6 protein-coding genes are annotated in these 5,393 nt (G+C 72.2%); 2 read left to right on the forward strand and 4 right to left on the reverse strand.

Annotated features, from left to right (window positions below):
• From PROKR_RS09605 to PROKR_RS09620, 4 genes are all read right to left on the reverse strand, one after another.
• Positions 1-661: MFS transporter (locus tag PROKR_RS09605; RefSeq protein ID WP_157601997.1), on the reverse strand; the 661-nt coding region annotated here is incomplete at its 3' end.
• A complete protein-coding gene (locus PROKR_RS09610; protein WP_084800351.1) occupies positions 658-1,308 on the reverse strand; it encodes an ArsR/SmtB family transcription factor in 651 nt (216 codons plus the stop codon). The genes PROKR_RS09605 and PROKR_RS09610, both read right to left, overlap by 4 nt.
• A 99-nt stretch (positions 1,309-1,407) precedes the next feature.
• Positions 1,408-2,169 carry a sulfite exporter TauE/SafE family protein gene (locus tag PROKR_RS09615; protein ID WP_036962600.1) on the reverse strand — a complete coding sequence of 254 codons (762 nt, stop codon included), beginning with the start codon at positions 2,167-2,169 and terminating at the stop codon, positions 1,408-1,410.
• Entirely contained in the window at positions 2,166-2,879 is a 714-nt protein-coding gene (locus PROKR_RS09620; RefSeq protein WP_036962602.1) for a FadR/GntR family transcriptional regulator, read from the reverse strand. Before PROKR_RS09620 ends, PROKR_RS09615 begins: the two co-directional genes overlap by 4 nt.
• Positions 2,880-2,987: 108 nt before the next feature.
• On the opposite strand from PROKR_RS09620, the gene PROKR_RS09625 reads away from it, so the two are divergent.
• The gene (locus PROKR_RS09625; protein ID WP_036962604.1) at positions 2,988-4,310 is read left to right on the forward strand and encodes an SLC13 family permease; all 1,323 of its coding nucleotides are present in this window, start codon (positions 2,988-2,990) and stop codon (positions 4,308-4,310) included.
• 5 nt (positions 4,311-4,315) lie between these two features.
• On the forward strand, positions 4,316-5,393 hold a 1,078-nt coding region (locus PROKR_RS09630), incomplete at its 3' end, for a CaiB/BaiF CoA transferase family protein (RefSeq protein ID WP_084800352.1).

Genomic DNA, 5,393 nt, shown 5'->3' on the forward strand with positions numbered 1-5,393 from the left:
CCCCGGCGTCGGCCGCGGCGTCGGCGGCGTGGGCCGCGTCGTCCGCCCCGGACGGGTGTGCTGCGCCGCGCGGTGTCTCCCGGACCAGGGCGATCACGGCGGCCAGATGCACGACCGAGAGCGCGGCGTAGACCGCGTAGGGCAGCACGAGCGAGGACCATGCCTCCAGGGGGTGCCACCAGACGAGCCCGCCCGAGACCAGGGCGCCCGCGGCGATGGCCACCCCCAGCACGGTGCCCTGCGCGGCGAGCGGGCGGTCGACGTCGGCCCCCGGCTCGGTGGCGTGCACCGTGTCGACGAACCAGGACTCCAGGGGTCCGGAGTCGAGCGCCCGGAAGATGCCGGTGACCGCGGCGGCCAGGGCGAAGGCCCAGAACGTCTGCGCGGAGAGGAACAGCACGGCCGCCGCCACCTGCAGCACGGCGGCCGCGACCAGCATCGGGCGGCGGCCGAGGGAGTCGGCGAGGCCCGCGGTCGGCAGCTCGAGCGCGAACACGACGAACCCGGTCAGCGACAGTGCGGTCAGCGCCTGCGGCACCGACAGGCCGCGTTCGATGGGCAGCAGCGTGGTGACCGTGACGACCAGCCCCACGGGGAACCAGCGGGTCAGGGTCAGCAGCAGGAAGACCTGCCGGGCGCGGTGCGGGGTCAGGGGGGTCATGGCCGGTCCTCCGGGGTCGTGCCGCCGGTCGAGTCGTCCGCGGTGTCGTCGACGGTCCGGTCGACTCCCGCCTGTCCCGGCACGTCGTCCGCCTCCAGCGGGTACATCGCGTGCCAGAACGTCATGCGGCGCGCACCCGGGCCGGGCGCGGCGTCGTGGTAGCGCGCGAAGAGCTCGTCCAGCTCGGCGCGCAGCGCTCGGAGCTGTTCCGGGTTGACGGTCACCCAGGTGTCGCCCATGCCCGTCGCGTCCTGCCACTCGTCCGGCCACGACTCGGCGACGTCGAGCCAGTGCCCGAACTCGGTGCTGAACAGGCGCAGGTAGTCCCGCTCCAGCCAGCCGAGCGCGGTGGCGGCGTCCTCGTCGTGCGCCAGCTCGGTCCGCTCCCAGCTGTGGGAGCTCGTGGCCGCGCGCCAGAGGCGTTGCTTGCCGGCGCCGTCGCCCGTGTCCGCGACCAGGCCGACGGACTCCAGCTTGCGCAGGTGGTAGCTCGTGGCGCCGGTGTTGGTGCCCAGGGCGTTCGCGAGCGTGGTGGCGGTCGCGGGGCCGCCGCGCCGCAGGGCGCCGAGCAGGCGCGAGCGCAGCGGGTGGGCGAGCACCTTGACGGCCTCGGGGGTGAGGCGGAAGTCGTCCTGGGGAGCGGTCATACGTGCACAGTACGCGTGCACAATCTCTATGCACAAGAGCCATGCACAAAAATTATGCACGAGGATCGCGAGTTGGCCCCGCGCTCGGCCCGCGGCGCGTCAGGTCAGCATGACGACGGCGGTCACCACGCCCGCGACCACCACCAGCACCCGGAACACGCTCGGCGGCATCTTGCGGCCGATCCGCGCGCCCACGTAGCCGCCCACCACGGAGCCCGCGGCCAGCAGCCCGATCGCCAGCCAGTCCAGGTCGGCGACGAACACGAAGATGACCGTGGCGATCACGTTCGCGGCGAGCAGCGCGACGGTGCGCAGCGCGTTGATGTTCCGCACCGCGAGGTCGGTCCCGAGGCCCAGCACGGCGGCCATCATGACGCCGGCGCCGGCCCCGAAGTATCCGCCGTACACGCCGGTGAGCACCGAGAAGACGACCGTGGCCGGCGACATCCCGTGCCGCAGCCGGGTCGGCTCGTCGCGGGTGCGCCGTAGCCACCGGCTGATCCAGGGCTGCACGCCCACCAGCAGGCAGGAGGTCAGGATCAGCCAGGGCACGATCGCCTCGAACACCCCCGGCGGCAGCGCGAGCAGCAGCACCGCCCCGGCCACGGACCCGACGGCGCAGGTCACGAGCACGATCACCGCGACACGCGGGTGCTCGCGCAGCTCCTGCCGGTAGCCGAACGACCCGCTCAGCCCGGCGGGAACCAGGCCCACCGTGTTCGAGGCGTTCGCGACCACCGGCGGCAGCCCGACGGCGAGCAGTACCGGGAAGCTCAGCAGCGAGGCGACGCCGACCGTCGTCGACAGCACGCCCGCGCCGAACCCTGCGCCGAGGACGGCGAGGTGCTCCCAGCCGGTCATCGCTCCTCCTCCCGCAGCAGGGCCACGTCGCTGACCATCTCGACGTGCGCGTGCATGGCCGCGGCGGCGGCCTCCGGGTCCCGGGCGCGGATGGCGTCCGCGATGGCGCGGTGCCCGGTCAGGGAGTTGCGCGGCCGGCCCGGCTGCGAGAGCGACTCGATGCGGCTCTCGCGGATCAGGCTGGCGATCTCGCGCATCGTCTGGGCCAGCAGGTCGGAGTGCGCCGCGGCGGTCACGGCGGCGTGGAACTGCTCGTCGGCGTCCACCCCCCGGTCACCGTGCTCGATCGACGCCGCCATGGCGTCCAGGGACGCGTCGATCGCGGCGAGGTCGTCGTCGGTGCGGCGCTGCGCGGCCAGGGCCGCGATCTTGGTCTCGAGCGCGTCGCGGATGTCGATGATCTCGGGCATCCGGTCGGCGTGCGCGCGGATCGCCTCGACGATGCGGCTCTCGCTGTGCTTGCCGGTGAGCACGGTGCCATCGCCGTGCCGCACCACCACGACACCCACGACCTCAAGAGCCACGAGGGCCTGGCTGAGGGTCGCGCGGCTGACACCGAGCCGGGCGGCGAGCTCGCGCTCCGGCGGCAGGCGGTCGCCGGCCTTCAGGCCGTTCTGCCTGATCCACGTGGTGATCTGTTCCGCGACCTGCTCGTAGAGGCGGGTGCGGGCCAGCGGGGCCGGCAGTTCGGCGGAAGCCTTCGGGGTCACTGTCCGAGGGTACTTGACAGAAACCGGACTGGACTATTGGCTAGGCCACTGATCCATCGTGCCTCGTCGGTCAACGGTGACCGCCACGATGAAGACAGAGGAGTTCTCATGGGTCCTGAGTGGATCGCGATCATCGCGCTCGTCGCGTTGTTCGTCGCCGGGACAGTCCTGCCGATCAACATGGGTGCCCTCGCCTATGTCGCGGCGTGGTTTGTCGGCGTCTTCGCCTTGAACATGGACGACAAAGAGGTTCTCGGCGGCATCAGCGCCGACCTCGTGCTCACCCTGATCGGCGTCACGTACCTGTTCTCCATAGCCAAGAACAACGGCACCGTCGACCTCATCGTCAGTCAGGCGATCAAGGCCGTCGGCGGCCGGGTGGCCCTGATCCCCTGGGTCATGTTCGCCGTCACGGCGGTGCTGACCGCCATCGGCGCGGCCAGCCCGGCCGCCTGCGCGATCATCGGCCCCGTCGCCCTCGGCTTCGCCCGCCGGTACAAGATCAACCCGCTCATGATGGGCATGTTCGTGGTGCACGGCGCCCAGGGCGGCGGGTTCTCCCCGATCAGCATCTACGGCACCATCACCAACTCCGTGATGGCCGACGTCGGCTACGAGGGCACCGAGATGGCGGTCTTCGTCTCATCGCTCGTGATCAACACCGTGATGGCGGTCATCCTGTTCCTCGCGCTCGGCGGACGTCAGCTCATGAGCGAGCGGGTCGACCCGGCGGACGCCTCCGGACACCTCGTCGAGGACCTGCACACGGGCGGCCGGTCCGTCGTCGCCAGCGGTCAGGGCGCGTCCGTCCCGACGATCACGCGCGGCCTCGGCGTGCGCCGCGACCACGTCCTGACCCTCACCGCGTTCGCCGCGGTCGCCGTGACGGCGCTCGCGTTCGACATGAACATCGGCTTCGTGTCGATCACCGCCGCCGTCGCACTGGCCATGCTCTCCCCGAAGCAGCACAAGGACGCGGTGCGGCAGATCGCCTGGCCCACCGTGCTGCTCGTGGCCGGCGTGAGCACCTACGCGACGGTGTTCACCGAGGCCGGCGCGCCCGAGTACATCGGCCTGTGGGCGGCCGGCCTCGGCATCGCCGCCATCGGCGCCCTCGTCCTGTGCTACGTCGGCGGCGTCGTCTCCGCGTTCGCCTCGTCGACGGCGCTGCTGCCGGTGATCATCCCGATCGCCGTGCCGCTCATCGCCACCGGTGGTGTCAGCGCGTGGTCGATGGCCGCCGCCCTCGCCGTCTCCTCGACCATCGTCGACGTGAGCCCCTTCTCCACGAACGGAGCCCTGATGCTCGCCAACCGCCCCGACACGATCTCGGAGCAGACCTACTACAAGCAGATCCTCGGCTACGCGGGGATCGTCACTCTCGTGGGACCGCTGCTCGTGTGGGCCGTCCTCGTGCTGCCGGGCTGGTGAGCACCATGAGCGGGCCCCTTGCCGACGTCGTCGTCGTCGACCTCTCCCGGGCGTTGGCCGGGCCGCACGCCACCATGATGCTGGGCGACCTGGGCGCGCGCGTCGTCAAGGTGGAGGTGCCCGAGCGGGGCGACGACACGCGTGGCTGGGGCCCGCCGTTCGTCGGGCAGGAGGGTGCGCGCGAGTCCACGTACTTCCTGTCCGCGAACCGCAACAAGGAGTCGATCGCGCTCGACCTCAAGGCCGACGCCGACAAGGCGACGCTCCTCGAGCTCGTCGACCGGGCCGACGTGCTCGTGGAGAACTTCCGCCCCGGGGTGCTGGACCGCCTCGGCCTGGGCGTCGACTCCCTGCTGGAGCGCAACCCGCGCCTCGTCGTGCTCTCCATCACCGGGTTCGGGCACGACGGGCCGGAGGGCGGCCGCGCCGGGTACGACCAGATCGCCCAGGGCGAGGCCGGCCTCATGTCCCTGACGGGCTCCGGCCCGGACGACCCGCAGCGCGTGGGCGTGCCGATCGGCGACCTGCTGGCCGGGATCTACGGCGCGTACGGCGTGCTGGCGGCGCTGCACGAGCGGCACCGGACCGGCGTCGGGCAGGTCGTGCGGACCTCGCTGCTGGCGGCCGTCACCGGGGTGCACGCCTTCCAGGGCACCCGGTGGACGGTCGCCGGGGAGGTGGGGCGAGCGCAGGGCAACCACCACCCTTCCATCGCGCCGTACGGTCTGTTCCGCTGCCGTGACGGCGCCGTCCAGATAGCCGTCGGGTCCGAGACGCTGTGGCAGAGGTTCTGCCTCGCGTTCGGCCTCGAACCCGACGCGGAGGGCCTGCGGAGCAACCCCGAGCGGGTGGCCCGCCGCGACCAGGTGATCAAGGTGGTCGAGGGCGTCTTCGACGCCTACGACGCCGACGACCTGCTCACCCGGCTCGCCGACGCCGGGATCCCGGCGGGCCGGGTGCGTACGCTCGACGAGGTGTACGCATGGGAGCAGACGGCGAGCCAGGGCCTGCTCGTGGACGTCGAGCACGCGAGCCTCGGCCGGCTGACGCTGCCGGGCCCGCCGCTGCGCTTCTTCGACGCCG

The organism is Promicromonospora kroppenstedtii DSM 19349 (assembly GCF_000515355.1).
Classification (GTDB): domain Bacteria; phylum Actinomycetota; class Actinomycetes; order Actinomycetales; family Cellulomonadaceae; genus Promicromonospora; species Promicromonospora kroppenstedtii.